We start from the raw sequence: 20,005 nt of genomic DNA, 5'->3' as shown, positions 1-20,005 counted from the left end.
CCCAGAGGCCCGTACGCCGCGCTGCATCGGGCCCAGTCAAGGAGACTTAACGTGTCTGAACTGTCTCAACTCTCCCCTCAACCGCTGTGGGATATTTTCGCGAAAATCTGCTCCATTCCGCATCCTTCCTACCATGAAGAACAACTCGCCGAACACATCATGGGCTGGGCGAAGGAAAAAGGCCTGTTCGCCGAGCGCGATCGGGTGGGCAACATTTTAATTCGCAAACCGGCCACCGCCGGCATGGAAAACCGCAAGCCGGTCGTGCTGCAGGCGCACCTCGATATGGTGCCGCAGAAAAATAACGACACCGTTCATGATTTCACGAAAGATCCTATCCAGCCGTATATCGATGGCGAATGGGTGAAAGCGCGCGGCACCACGCTTGGCGCGGATAACGGCATCGGTATGGCGTCCGCGCTCGCGGTGCTGGCGGATGACAGCGTCGTACACGGCCCGCTGGAAGTGCTGCTGACCATGACCGAAGAAGCCGGGATGGACGGCGCGTTTGGTTTGCAGGCAGGCTGGCTGCAGGCTGATATCCTCATTAATACCGATTCCGAAGAAGAAGGCGAAATCTACATGGGTTGCGCCGGCGGTATCGATTTTATCTCCACGCTGCCGCTCTCCCGCGAAGCTATCCCGGCCGGTTTTGAGACGTTCAAACTGACGCTCAAAGGCCTGAAAGGCGGCCACTCCGGCGGCGATATTCATCTGGGCCTCGGCAACGCCAACAAACTGCTGGCGCGTTTCCTGTGCGGTCATGCGCAGGAACTGGATCTGCGTCTGGTGGATTTCAACGGCGGCACGCTGCGTAACGCCATCCCGCGTGAAGCGTTCGCGACCGTTGCGGTACCTGCCGCTAACGCAGGCGAGCTGAAAACGCTGGCGAATACCTATCTCGATATCCTGAAAAACGAGCTGTCCGCTAAAGAGAAGAACATCACCGTTGTGCTGGAAGCGGCCGCGACCGATAAAGCCGCGCTGACCGCGCAGAGCCGCGATGCGTTTATCGCGCTGCTGAACGCGATGCCGAACGGGGTGATTCGCAACTCTGACGTAGCGAAAGGCGTGGTGGAAACCTCCCTGAACGTTGGCGTGGTGACCATGACCGACGAGCAGGCGGAAATCATCTGCCTGATCCGCTCGCTTATCGACAGCGGTAAAGATTACGTGGTAGGCATGCTGGAATCGCTCGGCGCGCTGGCTGGCGCGAAAACCGCGGCCAAAGGCAGCTACCCTGGCTGGCAGCCGGACGCCAGCTCGCCGGTGATGGCCCTGGTACGTGAAACCTATCAGCGTCTGTTTAACAAGACGCCGAATATCCAGGTCATCCACGCAGGCCTGGAGTGCGGGCTGTTCAAAAAACCGTACCCGCAGATGGATATGGTGTCTATCGGGCCGACCATTACCGGGCCGCACTCGCCGGATGAGCAGGTACATATCGAAAGCGTGGGCCACTACTGGACGCTGCTGACCGAGCTGCTGAAAGCAATCCCGGCGAAGTAAGCGTTTGATGCAAAAGAAAGGCGGCCCTGGGGCCGCCTTTTTTGTTGTGGTTTTTTTTGCGTGGCGGGAAATGGCGGGTTTAAAAGGTGGGCGCCAACGGCGGGTGCGCTGCGCTTACCCGCCCTACAGGGGTTAACGGTAGCGCCAACCGCGGGTGCGCTACGCTTACCCGCCCTACGCTTCCCGACAGTTATCATCACGTAGGGTGGGTAAGCGTGAGCGCACCCACCTTTAACTCGGCCGCGATCACTTCACCGGCGTAAAACCTTTCCCCGTAAAACACCGCGTGGGATTGCCACGCGCTATCTGATGATGAAACAACCGCCGCTGCGCTTTTTGCCCTGCGCTCTGCGCGTCGCGCTGCGCTTCGAGCTTATGCGCAATCAACAGCGTCGCCAGCCTTTTATTGGCATGCTGGCTGCGCTCTGACTGCACCTTCACGCTGATGCCGCTCGCCACATGCGTGGCGCGTATCGCCGAGTCGGTTTTGTTGACGTGCTGCCCGCCCGGCCCGGACGCGCGCAATGCGTCGAAACGAATGTCACTTTCCGGCATATCACCCACCGGCGTAAACACCGCCGCGCCGATAAACCAGTTTTTACGGGCATGACGCGGGCGATACGGGCTTTCGCATATCCACTGTACTGTCCCGCACCAGCGCTGCGCGAGCGGTTGCGCGTTTTCGCCTTCAAGCGAGACCAGCGCCGAGCGCAGCGTACCGGCGCGGGACCCCGGCTCTTCTTCTATGACCGACAGCGCGACATGCGCCTGCGCCGCCTCTTTGCGCAGCGCCTCCAGCGCCTTGCTGACGGCCAGACAACATTCGTCCGGCCCCTGCGCGGAAGAGAGTTGCAATAAGATCATTCGCTTCGCTCCCCGCTGGTTTTTAAAGTCAGCACCGGTTTCAGGCGCGCAAGCGGCTTCACCAGCCCCGCGCCCGTCAGACACTGCATTACACTCTCTATCGATTTATACGCCTGCGGCGCTTCTTCGTAGATAAGCTGACGGTCGCGGCAAATCACCCTGCTGCCAAAGGCCGTGCGGGAGAGCTGCGCCGGACTGAATTTACCGGAAAGACGGCCTTTGCACTCGGTACGCATCCATTTACGGCCTGCGCCGTGCGCCAGCGAATCGAGCGCCTCGCTGCCGCCCGTCGGCTGCACCAGATAGCTGTAATCGCCGCGCGAGCCAGGGATAACGACCGGGCCGAGACTGGCGGGCGTCGCACCTTTACGATGCAGCCAGCCCTGCGTGTCACCTAAGGTGTAAGGCGCCAGCAGGTTATGATTAACATCAAGCACCGGCTCGCCGGTCTCTTTGATATGCGCCAGCAAACGACGCGCGATAAGCGCACGGTTGGCGACCGCGAAATCGAGCGCCTGCTGATGCTGCGCCAGATACTCGCTGGCCTCTTCGCTGCCCGCGTCCAGCCCGTCGTGGGAGAAGCGCTCAACGTGGGCGCGCAGGATCTGCTGACCAAAACCGCGCGAGCCGCTGTGCGCCAGCAACAGGAGCTGCGCAGGGCGAATGCCGAGCGCCTCAATCGCGTCGTCGTCATAGACGCTGTCGATTTGCTGCAGCTCCGCAAAGTGATTGCCGCCGCCCACCGAGCCAAGCGACGCCGCATACGGATGCGCAGCAAGCGCTGGCGGCAGCGCCGCTTCCAGCCAGTCGGCCGGGGCGATATCGCTGTAGGTTTGCAGGCGCTTTTCGAGTTTATCGAGGTTGAGCTTGCGGGTTAACAGCGAGGTTTGCCACAGCGCCATGCCGCAACCAATGTCATTACCCACCAGCGCCGGGTAAAAACGAGTAACGGAGAAAAAGGCCGCGCCGATGGGGTAACCGCGCCCCGGATGCAGATCCGGCATGCCGACCACGCGGGTCATTCCCGCAAGCCTGGCGGTGGTTAACAGTTGTTGCGTGGCGGCGCTTTCAATCCAGAGATCGTCCGACGCAAGATATGCGACAGCGTCAGACAAGGGACGAATAAAATTGCCCATATACCAATCCATAATGTGGAAAAAAATAAGGATGTGGCAGACGAAAACCCGGGCAATGAAAAAAGCGGAATTAGTCCTGGGTCAGTCTGCAAAGCGTAATCAGCGTGGTGTAAGTCATGATGTGCCTCCTTTGCAGATGAAGAGAATGGGGAAAAACGGCCTGCATCATAACGAGTGCGGTATGCCGGTACAATGATGGACACGGATAACTATTAGTTCAGGTAGGGGTTCGGTGGCGGGTGCGCTGACGCTTACCCGCCCTACGGGGTTTAACGGTGGGCGCTAACCGCGGGTGCGCTCCGCTTACCCGCCCTGTGGGGTTTAATGGTGGGCACCAACCGCGGGTGCGCTGCGCTTACCCGCCCTACGCTTCCCGACAGTTATCATCACGTAGGGTGGGTAAGCGTGAGCGCACCCACCGGGGCCGACGACAAAAAGCTACAGCCCCAGCACCAGCTGCCGCTCGATTTGCGGGTCGAGCAGCGTTACATGCAGCCCCACCAGCCGCACGCCGCGCCCGCTGCGGCGCTCTTCCCAGGTTTTGCGCGCCGTGGCGAGCAGATCCTCTTTGTTAAGCTTCGGCCAGACGTGCTCCTGCGTGGTGAGCTGGAAGTCGTTAAATTTCAGCTTCACGCCCTGGCGGGCGATGCGCAGATCCGGCTGAACGGCGGCGAGGCGGCGTTCAAGCTCCGGGTAAAGCCGCTCCACGATCGCCTCGCACTCCGCCCATTCATGAATATCTTCCGCCAGGGTACGCTCGACGCCGACCGATTTACGCTGCCTGTCGCTGCTGATCTCCCGGTCGTCTATGCCCTGGCTGCGCTCCCACAATACACGCCCGAACTTGCCAAAGCGCTTGAGCAGCGCGGCGAGATCGCTCTTCTGCACATCCTCGCAGGTACGCAGGCCGAGGCTCTCAAGCTTCGCCGCCGTCACCTTGCCGACGCCGGGGATCTTGCCAAGCGGCAGCGTGCGCAAAAACGCCGGCACCTCTTCTGGCGTGATCACATACTGCCCGTTGGGCTTGTTGAGATCGGAGGCGATCTTGGCGAGGAATTTGATCGGCGCGATACCCGCCGACGCGGTGAGCTGGAGTTCGTCGAAAATCGTCTGGCGGATCTCTTTGGCCATCAGCGTGGCCGAGCCATAACAGTGCGGGCTGTGGGAGACATCCAGATAAGCCTCGTCGAGCGAGAGCGGTTCAATCAGCGAGGTATAGCGCGAGAATATTTCCCGGATATGGGCGGACGCTTCTTTATAAGCCTCAAAACGCCCCGGCAACAGCGTGAGATGCGGGCAGAGCTTGAGCGCCATGCCGGTGGGCATGGCGCTGCGCACGCCATATTTACGCGCCGGGTAGTTGGCGGTACTGATAACGCCGCGCCGTTCGCGACTGCCTCCAATCGCCAGCGGAATATCGCGCAGGGCTGGATTATCGCGCATCTCTACCGCCGCGAAAAAGCAGTCCATATCGACATGAATGATTTTGCGCATCGCGAAACCCCGCACTGTATGTCCATACAGTCTGGCAAAAAATGGGCGCGGCGGCAACTGTCCGCCACGGGCTGTCACACAGCTGTGATATCAACATGGCTACTACTGCGTTGAATCACAGGGATTAAGGAGAAAACATGATTCGAGTTTCGCTTACCGCGCTGCTGTTGACCACCGCCACGCTGGCCTGCGCCAGCCCGCAATTGATAGCCCACCGGGGCGGCACCGGCGACGCGCCGGAAAATACCCTGCCCGCCATTGCGCTGGCGCTGCAAAACCGCGCCGACGCGATATGGGTAACGGTGCAGCTCAGCAAAGATGGCGTGCCGGTGCTCTACCGTCCGAGCGACTTAAGCGCGCTGACCAACAGCAGCGGTCCGGTTTCCCGTTTCACGGCGCAAGAGCTGGGCGCCGTGGATGCGGGCTGGAAATGGGGCGACAACACACACCCGTGGCGCGGCAAAGGGGCGGCTATCCCAACGCTTGAGAGCGTGCTGCAAAAATGGCCGCAGACGCCGTTTTACATCGACATTAAATCGCCGGACGCCGCGCCGGACGTCATGGGGCGACAGCTTCTGGCGGTACTGGAGAAAACGCATAGCCTCGGGCGGGTGCGCGTCTACTCCACCGAAGATAAGTATCTCCAGGCGCTGCCCCCCGCCATTGCGCGCTTCGTCACCCGCAGCGAAACCCGCACCCGGCTCGCGAACGTGTCCCTCGCTCATCAGTGCCCGGCGCCGGGCGCCGATGAACCATCACGCTGGTACGGCCTGGAGCTGAACCGCAAAGTGGAAGTGGTGGAGAAATTTACGCTTGGCGAAGGCGTTTCACCGGCCACGCTGACGTGGGATAAAGAGGCGATGGACTGTTTCCGCTCCCACGGCGATGCGCACATTATTTTGTTTGGCGTGAACTCGCCGCAGGATTACCAGAAAGCCGTGGAGCTGAACGCGGACGGCGTGATGGTTGATTCGCCGGCCCAGTTCAGCGCCCGCGCGCGTTAATCGAATAACGCCGCCGTACTGCGGCGGCGACCTTCCTTATTCCACCGTAAGTGAGTAAATTCCGTGGGGCGTGAGGAAGTTAAGCGGAACTTAATTGTAAACGCAGCAGGCAGCGCTTGCGAAAAATAATAGCGGTGCTAATGTGAGCGCTCCTGAACCAGAATAGTCTTATTTTGGATCCCTTCGCCTTTCGGCATCGGTCTTAGCTTTATCAAGGAAACAAGCAGTATGCGTAAAATCGCATTGTTAATTGCGATGCTTCTGGTGTCGTGCTTTTCATGGGCCAGTACAGTCAGTAGCGACAGCGTCACCCCAATAAAAAAAGAATTAAAACAGCAGTTAATGGGTTCCCCGGTTTATATCCAGATCTTTAAGGAAGAGCGCAAGCTTGAGCTGTACGTCAAGATGGGCGAGCAGTATCAGTTACTGGATAGCTATAACATCTGCAACTATTCCGGCGGTCTTGGGCCGAAACGCCGTCAGGGCGATTTCAAAAGCCCGGAAGGCTTCTATAGCGTGCAGCGCAGCCAGCTCAAACCCGACAGCCGTTTTTATAAAGCGATCAATATCGGTTTTCCGAACGCCTTTGACCGCGCTAACGGGTATGAAGGGAAATATCTGATGATTCACGGCGCGTGCGTTTCCGTGGGTTGCTACGCGATGACCGATAAAAATATCGATGAGATTTTCCAGTTCGTCACCGGCGCGCTGGTATTTGGTCAGCCGAACGTGCAGGTCAGCATCTATCCGTTCCGCATGACCGACGCCAATATGGAGCGCCACAAGTACTCGTACTATATCGGCTTCTGGAAACAGCTTAAGCCCGGCTACGATTACTTTATGACGACCCGTCAGCCGCCGGTGGTTTCAGTAGTGAACGGCAGTTACGTGGTCAGCAAGCCGCTCAACAGCAGCGTGGTGCACCCGCAGCTGGCGTCAAACTATACGCTCCCCGAGACAAAATAACGCCCACTCGCCTGGCATGATCTTGTGCCAGGTTTCATTGCCCGTCAGCGGCTGGGTGGCGATCACCGTGACCACATCATTGGGTGTGGTCTCCTCCTGAAAATCAATTTCCACATCCTGATCGAGCAGTTTGGCCACGCCAAACGGCGCGCGGCGCGTTATCCAGAAGAGATTGGTGGAGCAGAACGCCATCACATAGCGCCCGTCGGACAGCAGCATATTGAAAACGCCCTTCTCCCGCAGTTCGCCCGCCAGCTCCGCGATATAGCGAAAGACCGCCGTCATGTTGCCTGGCGTTCGCGGGTAGCGCGTGGTGAGTTTATGCAGCAGCCAGCAGAACGCTTTTTCACTGTCGGTTTCGCCAATCGGGCGAAACGGGCCGGTATCAAGCGCGCGGTAGCCGGTAAGCTGGCCGTTATGGGCGTACGTCCAGTTGCGGCCCCACAGCTCGCGGGTAAACGGGTGCGTGTTTTCCAGCGCCACTTCGCCGCGGTTCGCCTGACGAATATGGGCCACTACGGAACAGGATTTGATCGGGTAATCCTGCACCAGCTTTGCGATGGGCGAGTTGTAGCTCGGTTGCGGATCTTTAAAGGTGCGACAGCCTTTGCCTTCGTAGAAGGTAATGCCCCAGCCGTCTTTATGCGGGCCGGTTCCCCCGCCCCGCTGCACGAGGCCGGTAAAGCTAAAGCAGATATCCGTCGGCACGTTGGCGCTCATCCCGAGCAGTTCGCACATAGATCACCTCATCACACGCCGCCTTCCTGTCGGAAGGCGTCACTGGGGCAAGCCGGTCGTGCGTCGAGCGCGCCCGGCGACAGCGCCTTATCAGGCTTTGACCATCTCTTTTTCGATAAGCTGGATCAGGATGTGGATCACTTTGATGTGAATCTCCTGAATACGGTCAGCATAGCCGAAATGCGGCACGCGAATTTCCACATCCGCCGTTCCCGCCATTTTGCCGCCGTCTTTACCGGTCAGCGTGATGACTTTCATGCCTTTGGCGCGCGCGGCGTCAATCGCTTTGATAACGTTGCCGGAGTTGCCGGAGGTAGAAATGCCGAGCAGGACATCGCCCTCGCGCCCTACCGCTTCGACATAGCGGGAGAAGATGTGGTCGTAACCGAAATCGTTGCCGACGCAGGAGATATGGCTGACGTCGGAAATGGCGATCGCCGGGTAGCCCGGACGGTTTTCACGGTAGCGCCCGGTCAGCTCTTCGGCGAAGTGCATCGCGTCGCAGTGCGAACCGCCGTTGCCGCACGAGAGCACTTTGCCGCCCGCTTTAAAGCTGTCCGCCAGCAATACCGCCGCACGCTGGATAGCGTGAATATTGGCTTCATCTTTCAGAAAGTTAGCCAGCGTTTCGGCCGCTTCGTTCAGCTCGTTACGAATCAGATCCTGGTACATGAGGGATATCCTTCAGCATTAAAAAGTAACCGGATGCAGTGTAGCGGATAGTGCCGGGAGCGAGAAGCGCTACGCCTCGCCGGGCTTACAGGTTTTGCGTTTACGTGCGGCAACAATGTGAGCCAGGTTGTAATTATTTTGTGAACGCATTGCTAAAAAAAGCAACATCCTCTACAACCATATCATCACAAGTGGTCAGACCTCCTACAAGCAAGGGAGCTTTTCTTTATGATGATCTTGAGTATCGTTGCCACCCTCGTTCTTATCGGTGCGCTGTTTTACCATCGCGTCAGCCTGCCACTCAGCAGTCTGATCTTGCTCGCCTGGACCGCCGCCCTGGGCGCCGTCGGCCTGTGGTCGCTGTGGCTGCTGGTGCCGCTGGCGATTATTTTGGTGCCGTTGAATCTTACGCCGGTGCGTAAGTCGCTGATCTCCGCGCCCGTGTTCCGCGGCTTTCGTAAAGTGATGCCGCCAATGTCGCGCACGGAGAAAGAAGCGATCGACGCCGGGACGACCTGGTGGGAAGGCGATCTGTTCCGCGGCAACCCGGACTGGCAGAAGCTGCATAACTACCCGCAGCCGAAGCTGACCGCCGAAGAGCAGGCGTTTATTGACGGCCCGGTGGAAGAAGCGTGCCGCATGGCGAATGACTTCCAGATAACGCATGAAATGGCGGATCTGCCGCCGGAGCTGTGGGCGTTCCTGAAAGAGCATCGCTTCTTTGCGATGATCATCAAAAAAGAGTACGGCGGTCTGGAGTTCTCGGCTTACGCGCAGTCCCGCGTGCTGCAAAAACTCTCCGGCGTCTCCGGCATTCTCGCCATCACCGTCGGCGTGCCAAACTCCCTCGGCCCTGGCGAACTGCTGCAACACTACGGCACCGAAGCGCAGAAGAACCACTACCTGCCGCGCCTGGCGCGTGGCGTGGAAATCCCCTGCTTCGCGCTGACCAGCCCTGAAGCGGGCTCCGATGCGGGCGCCATTCCGGATACCGGCGTGGTCTGTATGGGCGAGTGGCAGGGCGAACAGGTGCTCGGCATGCGCCTCACCTGGAACAAGCGCTACATTACGCTCGCCCCTATCGCCACCGTGCTGGGCCTCGCGTTTAAACTCTCTGACCCGGATCGTCTGCTGGGCGGCGAGCAGGAGCTCGGCATTACCTGTGCGCTGATCCCAACGAACACGCCGGGCGTGGAAATCGGCCGACGCCACTTCCCGCTCAACGTGCCGTTTCAGAACGGCCCGACGCGCGGCAACGATATCTTTGTGCCTATCGATTACATCATTGGCGGCCCGAAAATGGCCGGTCAGGGCTGGCGTATGCTGGTGGAATGCCTCTCGGTGGGCCGCGGCATTACGCTGCCGTCTAACTCGACCGGTAGCCTGAAGTCGATTGCGCTGGCCACCGGCGCCTACGCCCATATTCGCCGTCAGTTCAAAGTCTCGATCGGTAAGATGGAAGGGATTGAAGAGCCGCTGGCGCGCATCGCCGGTAACGCCTATGTGATGGACGCCGCTGCATCGCTTATCACCTACGGCATTATGCTTGGCGAAAAACCGGCGGTCCTGTCGGCGATTGTGAAATATCACTGCACCCACCGCGGTCAACAATCCATTATTGATGCGATGGATATCGCAGGCGGTAAAGGCATTATGCTCGGCGAGGGCAACTTCCTGGCCCGCGCTTATCAGGGCGCGCCTATCGCCATTACCGTGGAAGGCGCGAATATCCTGACCCGCACCATGATGATCTTCGGCCAGGGCGCGATTCGCTGCCATCCGTATGTGCTGGAAGAGATGGCGGCGGCGCAGAATAACGACGTTAACGCCTTCGATAAGCTGCTGTTCCGCCATATCGGCCACGTGGGCAGCAACATGGTGCGCAGCTTCTGGCTTGGCCTGACCAACGGCCTGACCAGCCGCAGCCCGACCCGCGACGCCACGCGCCGCTACTATCAGCATATCAACCGCCTGAGCGCCAGCCTGGCTCTGCTCTCCGACATGTCGATGGCAGTCCTGGGCGGCAGCCTGAAGCGTCGCGAGCGTATCTCGGCGCGTCTGGGCGATGTGCTGAGCCAGCTCTATCTGGCCTCGGCGGTGCTCAAGCGCTATGACGACGAAGGCCGTCAGGAAGCGGATCTCCCGCTGGTGCACTGGGGCGTGCAGGATGCGCTGCATCAGGCCGAACAGGCGATCAGCGATCTGCTGCGTAACTTCCCGAATGGCGCGGTGGCAGGCCTGCTGAGTCTGGCGATTTTCCCGGCGGGCCGCCGTTACGATGCGCCTTCCGATAAGCTTGACCATAAGCTTGCGAAGATCCTGCAAACGCCGTCGGCGACCCGTTCACGCATCGGCCGCGGTCAGTACCTGACGCCAAGCGAACATAACCCGGTCGGGCTGCTGGAGCAGGCGCTGCTGGAGGTAATGGCCGCCGATCCTATCCACCAGCGGATCTGCAAAGAGATGGGCAAAAACCTGCCGTTTACCCGTCTTGATGAGCTGGCGAAACGCGCGCTGAAAGAAGGCCGTATCAATGAAGACGAGGCCGCCATTCTTATCCGCGCTGAAGAGAGCCGTCTGCGCAGCATTAACGTTGACGATTTCGAGCCGGATGCGCTGGCGACACAGCCGGTAAAGCTGCCGGAGACGGTACGTAAAGTTGAAGCCGCCTGATCCAGCCCTGTTAAAAAACCCCGCTCCGGCGGGGTTTTTTATTGCCTCGCATCCTGTTGCGTGCATGATAAAGTGACCTGAGTTGCCAATGACGGGGGAGTCTGAACGTGTCTGGTTTAAAAATTTCGCTGATGCAGCAGCCGCTGAGCTGGATGGACGGTCCCGCTAACCTGCGCCACTTCGACGTGCTGCTGGAAAAGGTGCAGGGACGGGATCTGATTGTGCTGCCGGAGATGTTTACCACGGGCTTTGCGATGGAAGCCGCGCAGTCGTCGCTGCCTGAAGAGACCGTCGTCGCCTGGATGCAGGAAAAAGCCCGCCAGACCGGCGCGATGGTGGCCGGCAGCGCGGCGTTGCAGAGCGAACGCGGGCCAGTGAACCGTTTTTTACTGGTGGAGCCGCAGGGCGCGGTGCATCGCTACGATAAACGGCATCTCTTCCGCATGGCCGATGAGCATCAGCATTATGTGGCGGGCGACGCACGGCTGGTCGTGGAGTGGCGCGGCTGGCGCATTCTGCCGCTGGTCTGTTACGACCTGCGCTTCCCGGTGTGGTCGCGCAACCGCGACGATTATGACCTGGCGCTCTATGTGGCGAACTGGCCCGCTCCGCGCGCCCTGCACTGGCAGGCGCTGCTGACGGCGCGCGCTATCGAAAACCAGGCGTATGTCGCGGCCTGTAATCGCGTCGGCAGCGACGGCAACGGTCATCACTATCGCGGCGACAGCCGCATTATCAACCCGCAGGGCGAAATCATCGCCGCGAGCGAGGCGCATCAGGCGGTACGCGTGGAAGCCGAGCTGTCGCTGGAGTCGCTTAAAGATTATCGTGAGAAATTCCCGGCCTGGCAGGACGCCGACCCGTTTACGCTGGGGTAAACCACCACGGGCCCTTTGCGGCCCGCCGGTTTTCCTGACGCGGAAATGACGAAAGCCCGAATCATTGCTGATTCGGGCTTTCTGAATAGTGGCGGAACGGACGGGACTCGAACCCGCGACCCCCTGCGTGACAGGCAGGTATTCTAACCGACTGAACTACCGCTCCGCGTTGTGTTCCCTGGGGAACGGGGCGAATATTACGGACTGGCCCCTGTGCCGTCAACGCTTTTTCTCACATTTTGAATCGTTTGCTTTAAAAATCGCCCGCGCGGCGAATTTGTCAGCGTTTTCAGTACAATCAGGCGCGCCAGAGGCAGCTGCCGCCCTTTTTCTGCACCAGATCGAGACGCGATTCATGCGCCGCCAGCTCTTCATCGCAGGCCCTGACCACTTTCAGGCGAGAGGCCTGGCGCACCACGCGCTGAATACCGGTATCGTCCCGCTGCTGTTGCCCGTCCCCTTCCATCGCGAACGCAATGGAGGTCTGCCCGCCGGTCATCGCCAGATAGACATCCGCGAGAATCTGGGCATCGAGCAACGCCCCGTGCAGCGTACGCTTGGTGTTGTCTATTTCATAACGCGAGCATAACGCATCGAGGCTGTTGCGCTTGCCCGGGAACATTTTACGGGCCAGCGCCAGGCTGTCGGTGATTTTGCAGAACGTTTCGGTTTTCGGTAGGCCGCGTTTAAGCATACCGAATTCGTAATCCATAAAGCCGATATCGAACGAGGCGTTATGGATGACCAGCTCAGCGCCGCGGATGTAATCGAGAAAATCTTCCACCACATCGCCGAAAACGGGTTTATTCATCAGGAACTCATCGGAGATCCCGTGAACCATAAAGGCTTCCGGGTCCACCAGCCGGTCGGGCTTGAGGTAAACGTGGAAGTTATTGCCGGTCAGGCGGCGGTTGATGACTTCGACCGCACCGATCTCAATAATGCGGTGCCCTTCATAATGGGCGCCTATCTGGTTCATACCGGTGGTTTCGGTATCCAGAACGATCTGTCGTGTAATAGCTGTGCTCATAGCGCTCGTTTATGTCAGACTTGGCTTTTTACTCACAGGAAGTCTACCAGAGATGCGTAAACAGGTAGAAATTTTCACCGATGGATCTTGTCTCGGCAACCCAGGGCCGGGCGGCTATGGCGCTATCCTGCGCTACAAACAGCATGAGCGGACCTTCAGCGCGGGTTATCGCCTGACCACCAATAACCGTATGGAGCTGATGGCGGCGATTGTCTCCCTTGAGGCGCTGCGCGAGCACTGCATTGTGACGCTGAGCACTGACAGCCAGTATGTGCGCCAGGGCATCACGCAGTGGATCCATAACTGGAAAAAACGCGGCTGGAAGACGGCCGAGAAGAAGCCGGTGAAAAACGTCGATTTATGGCAGCGGCTGGATGCGGCGCTGAGCCAGCACGAAATCAAATGGGAATGGGTGAAAGGCCACGCCGGTCACCCGGAAAACGAGCGCTGCGACGAACTGGCCCGCGCCGCCGCCATGGCGCCCACGCTTGAAGATACCGGCTATCAGCCGGAAGCGACGGCCAGCTAAGGTTTACGGTACTGGCGCGTGGCGCCGACCGCCGGGCGCAGATGCGTGCGGGCGCGCGCCTTCATTAACGGGTTCATCGTCAGCGGGATGGTGCGCTTACGCGCCACCATCACCTGTAAACACCCCAGCGCCGGCAGATGTTTGGTCAGCATCTTTCCGCCCTGCCGACACCACGGCAACACCTGGCAGCGGCTGTAATAAAGCAGTTCGAAATTAAGCAGCGACAACCAGTCCATCTGGCGCATCATCGTAAACATCCGGCTATTCACCGGCGCGCGTTTGCGCACGACCGGCAGAAGTTTGGCGGCCCCGAGCAGACTGACCGGGTTGAAGCCCGTCATAATCAGCCAGCCGTCGTCTATCAGCACCCGGTCCGCCTCATTAAGCAGACGGTGCGGATCGGGGCACCAGGGCAGCGTATGCGCCAGCAGGCAGGCATCCACGGATTTCGCGGCAAACGGCAGATGCAGCGGATCGCCCTGCACCTGCAACGCGTCTCCCTGCAGGGCGACATTGACCTGATGCGAAATAGCGCAGGCTTCGGTATTTATCTCCGCGCTGAGATTGCCTATCTTAAGTAAATGAAAGCCATACATTTTCCCAAGCCAGGGCTGGAGTTCCCGCTCAAGCGTAGCGCGGTAATGGTCGCCCCAGGAAAATGCATCCCAGTGGGCCGGTGCGCTGAGTGTCGCGGGTGTCCTTGCCGGTTTCATCACTACCTTCCGTAACGCATAAGAGGTGATTTATGAATCTTAACAGTATTCCTGCTTTCGAGGATAACTACATCTGGGTGTTGAATGATGATGAAGGAAAATGCCTGATTGTCGACCCGGGCGAGGCGGAACCCGTTTTTCGCGCCATTGAGGAAAACCAGTGGCAGCCGGTGGCAATCCTGCTTACGCATCATCATCACGACCATACGGGCGGCGTAAAAGCGTTAGTGGCGCGGTTTCCGGATCTCATCGTGTACGGGCCGGAAGAGACCCGCAGCAAAGGCGCGCAGGTTATAGTCAACGATGGTGAGAAGTTCAACGTTCTGGGTTGTGAATTCCTCGCGTTCTCTACGCCAGGTCACACTTTAGGACATTTCTCATATTTCAGTTTCCCTTATCTTTTCTGCGGTGACACGATGTTCTCGGCCGGCTGTGGGCGCTTGTTTGAAGGCACGCCCACGCAGATGTATCAATCCTTCCAGAAAATAAACGCGCTGCCTGAAAATACCCTCATTTGCTGTGCCCACGAGTACACATTAAGCAATCTTAAGTTTTTAGTGGCTATTTTGCCGGGCGATCCGGTTTTAACCCAATATTATCGAGAAGTTAATGAGTTACGTGCGAAAAATCAAAAAACACTCCCCTCAATTCTTAAAAATGAGCGTCAAATAAATCTTTACCTGCGTCTGGAAGATGATGATTTGATTGATAAAATTAATCCAGATCTGCGGTTGTCAACCCCTGAGGAGAGATTCGCGTGGTTAAGGTCAAAGAAAGATAACTTCTAAAAATTCTTACTTGTATTCGGGAAACTTCGCCGTTATCATTGCTCGTCTTTTAAGCAACTATTGACACACACATGAAGGCAAAAGCGATCTTACTCGCCTCTGTCCTGCTTGTGGGGTGCCAGGCGTCTCAACATGACGGCGGTGTCCAACAGCATGCACAGAGCCTTTCTGCGGCTGGTCAAGGGGAAGCAGGAAAGTTCGCTGGTCGAGCGGCTTCTGCGCGGTGGATGGACGATGGAACGTTCCTCGCGCAAGATCAGGACCTGTGGACTTTCATTGGCGACGAGCTAAAGATGGGGATTCCGGAAAATGACCGGATCCGCGAACAAAAACTGAAATACTTGAGTAATAAGAGCTATCTCCACGATGTAACTTTACGGGCAGAGCCGTATATGTACTGGATAGCCGGGCAGATTAAAAAACGTAATATGCCAATGGAACTGGTACTACTACCCATAGTGGAGAGCGCTTTTAACCCCCACGCGACATCTGGCGCGAATGCCGCAGGCATCTGGCAGATTGTCCCGAGCACGGGGCGGAATTATGGTTTAAAACAGACCCGAAATTACGACGCGCGTCGTGACGTGGTGGCCTCAACCACTGCAGCACTGAATATGATGCAACGTCTGAACCGTATGTTTGACGGCGACTGGCTACTCACTGTCGCGGCTTATAACAGCGGTGAAGGTCGTGTATTGAAGGCAATGAAAGCGAATAAAGCACGTGGCAAACCCACGGATTTTTGGTCGCTCTCACTGCCACAGGAAACCAAAATTTACGTGCCGAAAATGCTGGCGCTGAGTGACATACTCAAAAACAGCAAAAGGTATGGGGTGCGTTTACCGTCAACGGATGAAAGCCGCGCGCTGGCACGCGTGAAGGTCAATAATCCGGTGGAAATGGAACAGCTGGCGGAAATGGCCGGGATTTCAGTGAATAAACTGAAAACCTTTAATGCAGGCGTTAAGGGCTCTACCCTTGGCGTAAGTGGGCCACAGTACGTAATGGTGCCGCAGAAACATGCGCAGCAGTTGCGCACGTCTCTGGCAGCCGGTGAAATCGCCGCGGTTCAGCCGACGCTGGTTGCGGATAATTCGCTGTCTGCGCGGACGTATAAAGTCCGGTCTGGCGATACGCTTTCCGCGATTGCCGCACGGATGAACGTCAGCACCAAAGATTTGCAGCGCTGGAATAATCTGCGCGGCGCGAAGCTGAAACCAGGCCAGACGCTCTCTGTCGGCACGGTTAGCGGCGCGGGTGAACTGGCAAGCAACAATGACAGCATCACCTACAAAGTGCGTAAGGGCGATTCGCTCGCAAGCATCGCTAAGCGTCATGGCGTTAACATCAAGGATGTGTTGCGCTGGAACAGTGATACGGACAATCTGCAACCGGGCGATCAAATCACCCTGTTTGTGAAGAACAGTTCAACGCCTGATTCCTGACGACAAGCCGCATGATCAAGAAAGGCACCGATTCCCCCGGTGCCTTTTTCTTTTATGACGTTACGCCGCCTTGTTTACCTCAACGATGATGGTATCGCTGGTAAAGGAGCCGTCCTCCTGCAGCGCAAAATAGCGTTGCACTTCAGCCGACGCGCTTTGCTGATAAAGCCGTATTGCCTGCGCCAGCACGTCTGGCGTACGCATACGCGCAATCCAGCTGCCAAACTCCAGTTCCAGCCTGTCGGTACGCACCTCTCGGGTGATAAGCCCCGCCTGATTGAACATCTGTAACCATTCGCCGCTGGCATAGTTATGGACATGTGAGGTATCACGCAGCGCCTCGATGGTTTGCAGCCAGATATCCAGCACCGGATGGCCCGGCGACAGAATATCCATCATGATCATCATGCCGCCGGGCTTCAGAACACGCTTCACCTCACGCAACGCCAGCCCGACATCGTGCCAGTGGTGCGCCGAATAACGGCTGATGACAATATCAAAACTCTCCGCCTCAAAAGGCAGCGATTCGGCATAACCCTGACAGGTCGACAGATGGGTAAGCCCGCGTTCACGCGCCGCCTCCTCCACGACCGTAAGCATGGAAGAAGATAAGTCGTAAGCCACCACTTCCCTTACCTGCTCCGCCGCCGTAAAGCTGGCATGCCCTGCGCCACACCCGAGGTCAAGCAGGCGCGCCTGCGGGAATGCCGCCAGCCGTTCGCGCAGATGAACGAGATCGCGCCCTGTAGCATGCACCTGGCTGGTTAAGTAGGCCTTCGCCTGGGAGCCAAACTGCTTTTCGACGTTGTCGTGATGAGATTGTGTTGCCATTGTCATGTCCTTGCGTTGAGTAAAAGAAAGGGCAGGCGCAGGGTCTGCCCAACGGCAGACCTGACACACCTTACTTCTGCTCAGGTTTGCCGGGACTGAATTCGACGAGTAGCGGGTTGTGATCGGAGGCGCGGGTAACCAGAACGGAAGCTTCCTGTACGGCAAGACCGCGATAAAACACGAAATCGAGCGGGCGACCAAACGCGCGGCGGCGCTGGTCATCGGTAAAACGCACTTCACGCAGCGACATTTCACGCGCGAAGCGGTAGAGCGCATTCATCCTCGGGCGGCTCCAGGCGTTGAAATCGCCGGCCATAATCACCGGGCCGCTGTGATGGCCTATCTGATCGCCGATGGGTCCCAGCTGTTTACTGTAGACATCCACTCCGAGACTGAAATTGACTGCATGAATGTTTACCACCATCAGCAAACGACCGTCGGGCAGCGGGTAGACCGTCACCAGTGCCGATTTAGAGAGACGCAGGATAGGCTCACGCTCGCGAAGGGGGCAACAATAGACCGGATGCGCGGCGGAGAGCGTCATCACGCCTGACGGGTGCTGCGGCAGCACAAAGGCAGGAACTTGATCGGCCGCCAGATAATTGGACGTGGCGAATCGCACCAGTTCTGGCGTCGTTTGCGCCTCCTGCAACAATACCAGGTGCGCCTCTTTACCGAAATTTTGCAGGACCGAGAGCCATTCAGCGCGCTGCTGCTTGAAGATATTCCAGACCAGCACCCGGAGCGAACCGTCTCCGGGCAAGGGGGCGCCGGCGGGCAATGCCTTTCCTATACTCGCAAACGATCCTGGCGCCAGAATGCGTTCTGCTGGCTGACCGGCGACATAGCGCATGGCATAAGTATTTTTTCGCACGTTTCGCTGCTAACCCCTGTAGATGTGTTCGCAAGATAAGCGACCTTTACCTGTTATAGGGATTTTAGCTCACAGATGCAATGGGCGGGATGAAAGCCATATGGGTGCTACATGTAAGACGCGACGAGAATTCGCGCCGGTACGCCGCCTTACCGCGTCGTTAATGGCGCGCCGTATGGCGCTGTGGTTAAATGACAAAAAATTCTAAAATCGCCCTGAAATTTTGTCGACGGAGCAATAATGAAAGCCTCTTCTGATGAACTGATTATTTTTGTCGCCGTCGTGGAAAGCGGGAGTTTCAGCCGGGCGGCAGAACAGCTCAACCTCGCGAACTCCGCCGTCAGCCGCGCGGTGAAGAAGCTTGAGATGAAACTTGGGGTGAGCTTGCTGAATCGCACGACGCGTCAGCTGAGCCTGACAGAGGAAGGCGAGCGTTATTTTCGCCGTGTCCAGCAAGTTTTACAGGAGATGGCATCGGCGGAAACCGAACTGATGGAAAGCCGGCAGACGCCGCGCGGGCTGTTGCGGATTGACGCCGCTACGCCGGTGATCCTCCATTTGCTGCTGCCCATGATTAAGCCCTTTCGCGAACGCTACCCTGACGTCACGCTTTCGCTGGTCTCTTCGGAAACCTTTATCAATCTGATAGAGCGCAAAGTGGACGTAGCCATCCGTGCGGGTACGCTGACCGATTCCAGCCTGCGCGCGCGACCACTCTTTATCAGTTATCGGAAAATTGTTGCGTCGCCCGACTATCTGGCGCGCCACGGGGTGCCAGAAACCATCTGCGATCTTAAAGAACATATCTGCCTTGGCTTCACGGAGCCTGTATCCCTGAATACGTGGCCGGTCGCCTGTGAAGACGGCCAGTTACTGGAAATTACGCCGGGAATGACCTCGAACAGTGGCGAAACGCTCAAGCAATTGTGTCTCACCGGCAACGGCATTGCCTGTCTTTCAGATTATATGATTGATAAAGAAATTAAGCGGGGAGACGTGGTGGAGTTACTGGCAGAGTATCGTCTGCCAGTAGAAATGCCCTTCAGCGCGGTCTATTACAGCGATCGTGCCGTCAGCACGCGAATCCGGACATTCATTGATTTTCTGAGCGAGCAGATAAAAAAATAGCCCCAACAGGGGCTATCTTCAATCCCATTCAGGCGCCAGGCCGTCCGGGCTTACCAGGCGCGATAGCTTTTATATCGTCAGCATCAAGCGTGATCGTTAAAGCACCCGGATTACTGTGTAAGTTCTGGCGCTTCGTGGAGGACGGGATCACGGAATAGACCAGAGCTATTGTCCAGCTAAGGATAATCTGCGCTGGCGTGGCATTATGCTTTTGTGCGATTCGGATAAACGTTTCATCCTTAAGCGCGTTGCCATAGGTCAGCGTCATATAAGAAGTAATATGAATACCCTCCACCTGCGCCTATATAACCACCTTACGGTTTTGCTGATATGGGCACAGCTCATGATTTACCTCTCTTCTGAAGAGACGGCGATTATGAGAGGAATAACTGAAGCGGAAAAGCAATAAAAGCAGACTTTTTTGCCAATACAGCAATGATCATTGCACAGACGAAAAAAAGCCCTGAGTAAATACTCAGGGCTTCTTAATAAGTGGCGGAACGGACGGGACTCGAACCCGCGACCCCCTGCGTGACAGGCAGGTATTCTAACCGACTGAACTACCGCTCCACCGAATTTCTTCACACCACCGGATTATTGTTCCGGCTTACTGCTTAATTTGATGCCTGGCAGTTCCCTACTCTCGCATGGGGAGGCCCCACACTACCATCGGCGCTACGGCGTTTCACTTCTGAGTTCGGCATGGGGTCAGGTGGGACCACCGCGCTACAGC

General features: G+C 57.6%; 18 protein-coding genes, 2 tRNA genes, 1 rRNA gene and 1 pseudogene. 9 read left to right on the top strand and 13 right to left on the bottom strand.

Annotation, left to right across the window (positions count from 1 at the left end; translation table 11 throughout):
* The first annotated feature begins 51 nt into the window (after nucleotides 1–51).
* Complete coding sequence (gene pepD / locus AACV31_RS12710) at nucleotides 52–1,509, top strand: cytosol nonspecific dipeptidase (protein WP_165153020.1); 1,458 nt, start codon at nucleotides 52–54, stop codon at nucleotides 1,507–1,509.
* Between the two features lie 246 nt (nucleotides 1,510–1,755).
* On the opposite strand, the gene prfH is transcribed toward pepD, so the two are convergent.
* The 3 genes from prfH to dinB all read right to left on the bottom strand — a co-directional run bounded on the left by prfH (nucleotide 1,756) and on the right by dinB (nucleotide 5,003).
* Nucleotides 1,756–2,373 (bottom strand): peptide chain release factor H, encoded by a 618-nt coding sequence (gene prfH / locus AACV31_RS12705; protein ID WP_165153018.1) that lies wholly within the window; start codon nucleotides 2,371–2,373, stop codon nucleotides 1,756–1,758.
* Nucleotides 2,370–3,509 (bottom strand): RNA ligase RtcB family protein, encoded by a 1,140-nt coding sequence (locus tag AACV31_RS12700; protein WP_075199724.1) that lies wholly within the window; start codon nucleotides 3,507–3,509, stop codon nucleotides 2,370–2,372. Before AACV31_RS12700 ends, prfH begins: the two co-directional genes overlap by 4 nt.
* 438 nt (nucleotides 3,510–3,947) lie before the next feature.
* The gene (dinB, locus tag AACV31_RS12695; RefSeq protein WP_007760597.1) at nucleotides 3,948–5,003 is read right to left on the bottom strand and encodes a DNA polymerase IV; all 1,056 of its coding nucleotides are present in this window, start codon (nucleotides 5,001–5,003) and stop codon (nucleotides 3,948–3,950) included.
* 140 nt (nucleotides 5,004–5,143) lie between these two features.
* On the opposite strand from dinB, the gene AACV31_RS12690 reads away from it, so the two are divergent.
* Both AACV31_RS12690 and dpaA read left to right on the top strand, forming a co-directional pair.
* On the top strand, nucleotides 5,144–6,007 hold the full coding sequence (locus tag AACV31_RS12690; RefSeq protein ID WP_370458084.1) for a glycerophosphodiester phosphodiesterase family protein: 864 nt from the start codon (nucleotides 5,144–5,146) through the stop codon (nucleotides 6,005–6,007).
* Between the two features lie 228 nt (nucleotides 6,008–6,235).
* On the top strand, nucleotides 6,236–6,973 hold the full coding sequence (gene dpaA / locus AACV31_RS12685) for a peptidoglycan meso-diaminopimelic acid protein amidase (RefSeq protein ID WP_146377757.1): 738 nt from the start codon (nucleotides 6,236–6,238) through the stop codon (nucleotides 6,971–6,973).
* Here the strand turns inward: dpaA and AACV31_RS12680 are convergent.
* On the bottom strand, nucleotides 6,944–7,711 hold the full coding sequence (locus AACV31_RS12680; RefSeq protein ID WP_165153014.1) for a class II glutamine amidotransferase: 768 nt from the start codon (nucleotides 7,709–7,711) through the stop codon (nucleotides 6,944–6,946). The genes dpaA and AACV31_RS12680 overlap by 30 nt on opposite strands.
* 90 nt (nucleotides 7,712–7,801) lie before the next feature.
* Nucleotides 7,802–8,383, bottom strand: coding sequence for a D-sedoheptulose 7-phosphate isomerase (gene lpcA / locus AACV31_RS12675; protein WP_007698112.1), 582 nt, complete (start codon nucleotides 8,381–8,383; stop codon nucleotides 7,802–7,804).
* 228 nt (nucleotides 8,384–8,611) lie between these two features.
* Between lpcA and fadE the strand changes: the two genes are divergently transcribed.
* A complete protein-coding gene (fadE, locus tag AACV31_RS12670) occupies nucleotides 8,612–11,056 on the top strand; it encodes an acyl-CoA dehydrogenase FadE (RefSeq protein WP_012815388.1) in 2,445 nt (814 codons plus the stop codon).
* Nucleotides 11,057–11,163: 107 nt separating this feature from the next.
* Nucleotides 11,164–11,934: an amidohydrolase gene (locus AACV31_RS12665; RefSeq protein ID WP_165153012.1), complete on the top strand. Its 771-nt coding sequence runs from the start codon at nucleotides 11,164–11,166 to the stop codon at nucleotides 11,932–11,934.
* A gap of 89 nt (nucleotides 11,935–12,023) precedes the next feature.
* Here the strand turns inward: AACV31_RS12665 and AACV31_RS12660 are convergent.
* Nucleotides 12,024–12,100 (bottom strand) — tRNA-Asp (locus tag AACV31_RS12660).
* A gap of 132 nt (nucleotides 12,101–12,232) precedes the next feature.
* Nucleotides 12,233–12,964, bottom strand: a complete 732-nt coding sequence (gene dnaQ, locus AACV31_RS12655) for a DNA polymerase III subunit epsilon (protein ID WP_007760502.1) — start codon at nucleotides 12,962–12,964, stop codon at nucleotides 12,233–12,235.
* On the opposite strand from dnaQ, the gene rnhA reads away from it, so the two are divergent.
* Nucleotides 12,918–13,493, top strand: a complete 576-nt coding sequence (gene rnhA, locus AACV31_RS12650) for a ribonuclease HI (protein WP_161571848.1) — start codon at nucleotides 12,918–12,920, stop codon at nucleotides 13,491–13,493. The genes dnaQ and rnhA overlap by 47 nt on opposite strands.
* Here rnhA and AACV31_RS12645 read toward each other — a convergent pair.
* Nucleotides 13,490–14,206, bottom strand: coding sequence for a class I SAM-dependent methyltransferase (locus AACV31_RS12645; RefSeq protein ID WP_105538795.1), 717 nt, complete (start codon nucleotides 14,204–14,206; stop codon nucleotides 13,490–13,492). The two genes, rnhA and AACV31_RS12645, sit on opposite strands and share 4 nt — an antisense overlap.
* A gap of 32 nt (nucleotides 14,207–14,238) precedes the next feature.
* On the opposite strand from AACV31_RS12645, the gene gloB reads away from it, so the two are divergent.
* A complete protein-coding gene (gene gloB / locus AACV31_RS12640; RefSeq protein WP_165153010.1) occupies nucleotides 14,239–14,994 on the top strand; it encodes a hydroxyacylglutathione hydrolase in 756 nt (251 codons plus the stop codon).
* A 71-nt stretch (nucleotides 14,995–15,065) separates the two neighbouring features.
* Nucleotides 15,066–16,439: a murein transglycosylase D gene (gene mltD, locus AACV31_RS12635; RefSeq protein WP_041923221.1), complete on the top strand. Its 1,374-nt coding sequence runs from the start codon at nucleotides 15,066–15,068 to the stop codon at nucleotides 16,437–16,439.
* A 60-nt stretch (nucleotides 16,440–16,499) separates the two neighbouring features.
* On the opposite strand, the gene AACV31_RS12630 is transcribed toward mltD, so the two are convergent.
* Together AACV31_RS12630 and AACV31_RS12625 are read right to left on the bottom strand one after the other, a co-directional pair.
* On the bottom strand, nucleotides 16,500–17,270 hold the full coding sequence (locus AACV31_RS12630) for a class I SAM-dependent methyltransferase (protein WP_165153008.1): 771 nt from the start codon (nucleotides 17,268–17,270) through the stop codon (nucleotides 16,500–16,502).
* A 70-nt stretch (nucleotides 17,271–17,340) separates the two neighbouring features.
* Nucleotides 17,341–18,144, bottom strand: coding sequence for an endonuclease/exonuclease/phosphatase family protein (locus tag AACV31_RS12625; RefSeq protein ID WP_012815381.1), 804 nt, complete (start codon nucleotides 18,142–18,144; stop codon nucleotides 17,341–17,343).
* 240 nt (nucleotides 18,145–18,384) lie between these two features.
* On the opposite strand from AACV31_RS12625, the gene yafC reads away from it, so the two are divergent.
* Nucleotides 18,385–19,272: a DNA-binding transcriptional regulator YafC gene (yafC, locus tag AACV31_RS12620; RefSeq protein WP_105582490.1), complete on the top strand. Its 888-nt coding sequence runs from the start codon at nucleotides 18,385–18,387 to the stop codon at nucleotides 19,270–19,272.
* An 18-nt stretch (nucleotides 19,273–19,290) separates the two neighbouring features.
* On the opposite strand, the pseudogene AACV31_RS12615 reads toward yafC, so the two are convergent.
* The 3 genes and pseudogenes from AACV31_RS12615 to rrf all read right to left on the bottom strand — a co-directional run.
* Nucleotides 19,291–19,615 (bottom strand): annotated as a pseudogene (locus AACV31_RS12615) (aldo/keto reductase); the annotation flags it as partial.
* Nucleotides 19,616–19,765: 150 nt separating this feature from the next.
* A tRNA-Asp gene (locus AACV31_RS12610) sits at nucleotides 19,766–19,842 on the bottom strand.
* Nucleotides 19,843–19,896: 54 nt separating this feature from the next.
* A 5S ribosomal RNA gene (gene rrf, locus AACV31_RS12605) occupies nucleotides 19,897–20,005 on the bottom strand; the annotation flags it as partial.

Source organism: Cronobacter sp. EKM101R, assembly GCF_963888145.1.
GTDB classification, from domain to species: Bacteria; Pseudomonadota; Gammaproteobacteria; order Enterobacterales; family Enterobacteriaceae; genus Cronobacter; species Cronobacter turicensis.
The sequence above is the reverse complement of the archived record's forward strand: the minus strand, read 5'-3'. Positions and strand labels throughout refer to the sequence as shown.

Bases quoted from the DNA above. Each gene is read 5' to 3' on its own strand.
- yafC (WP_105582490.1), top strand. From the start codon at position 18,385: ATGAAAGCCTCTTCTGATGAACTGATTATTTTTGTCGCCGTCGTGGAA.
- dinB (WP_007760597.1), bottom strand. From the start codon at position 5,003: ATGCGCAAAATCATTCATGTCGATATGGACTGCTTTTTCGCGGCGGTA.
- dnaQ (WP_007760502.1), bottom strand. From the start codon at position 12,964: ATGAGCACAGCTATTACACGACAGATCGTTCTGGATACCGAAACCACC.
- fadE (WP_012815388.1), top strand. From the start codon at position 8,612: ATGATGATCTTGAGTATCGTTGCCACCCTCGTTCTTATCGGTGCGCTG.
- AACV31_RS12630 (WP_165153008.1), bottom strand. From the start codon at position 17,270: ATGGCAACACAATCTCATCACGACAACGTCGAAAAGCAGTTTGGCTCC.
- prfH (WP_165153018.1), bottom strand. From the start codon at position 2,373: ATGATCTTATTGCAACTCTCTTCCGCGCAGGGGCCGGACGAATGTTGT.
- AACV31_RS12680 (WP_165153014.1), bottom strand. From the start codon at position 7,711: ATGTGCGAACTGCTCGGGATGAGCGCCAACGTGCCGACGGATATCTGC.
- AACV31_RS12700 (WP_075199724.1), bottom strand. From the start codon at position 3,509: ATGGGCAATTTTATTCGTCCCTTGTCTGACGCTGTCGCATATCTTGCG.
- gloB (WP_165153010.1), top strand. From the start codon at position 14,239: ATGAATCTTAACAGTATTCCTGCTTTCGAGGATAACTACATCTGGGTG.
- dpaA (WP_146377757.1), top strand. From the start codon at position 6,236: ATGCGTAAAATCGCATTGTTAATTGCGATGCTTCTGGTGTCGTGCTTT.
- mltD (WP_041923221.1), top strand. From the start codon at position 15,066: ATGAAGGCAAAAGCGATCTTACTCGCCTCTGTCCTGCTTGTGGGGTGC.
- AACV31_RS12645 (WP_105538795.1), bottom strand. From the start codon at position 14,206: ATGAAACCGGCAAGGACACCCGCGACACTCAGCGCACCGGCCCACTGG.
- lpcA (WP_007698112.1), bottom strand. From the start codon at position 8,383: ATGTACCAGGATCTGATTCGTAACGAGCTGAACGAAGCGGCCGAAACG.